General features: G+C 53.1%; 1 protein-coding gene. It reads right to left on the bottom strand.

Annotation, left to right across the window (positions count from 1 at the left end; translation table 11 throughout):
* The coding region (locus AC1RPH_RS07975; RefSeq protein WP_481762053.1) for a hypothetical protein at positions 1–367 on the bottom strand (367 nt) is incomplete at its 3' end.
* Positions 368–382 lie beyond the last annotated feature (15 nt).

The following is a 382-nucleotide window of genomic DNA, read 5'->3' as shown; positions in this document are numbered from 1 at the left end:
CAGGCGATGGAGGTGCCCCAACAATCATGGCCCCGGTCGGTGAACGAGGAATCACGTACGAAATGTTCGGATTCGACTTCATGGCCGCATTAACCAAGTCCGATATATAGAAGTTGGTCATCAGCAGCCCCGGACGCTTCGAGAACAATGTCTGGATAGCCTGCTCTACACTCTGCTGAACTTGTAGCAAGTTGGCGCTGTTGAATGCATATACGTCAAGCGCCACATTGCGGGCAATTGCGATCGGGTCCTGCCATATGAAGTACGTGCTGTACATCGTGACTTTCTGACAGTAGTTCAGAAAGTCCTGAATCTGAGCCTGCGTCCACGGGCTAGCGGTGAGTGCCGACACACGAACCACGTCCATCCATCGGTAGTCCGA

The sequence above is a fragment of the Dellaglioa sp. CoH-57-MRSF-16 genome (assembly GCF_056782055.1).
Note: the sequence above shows the minus strand (reverse complement) of the source record. Positions and strands in the feature narration are given on the sequence as shown.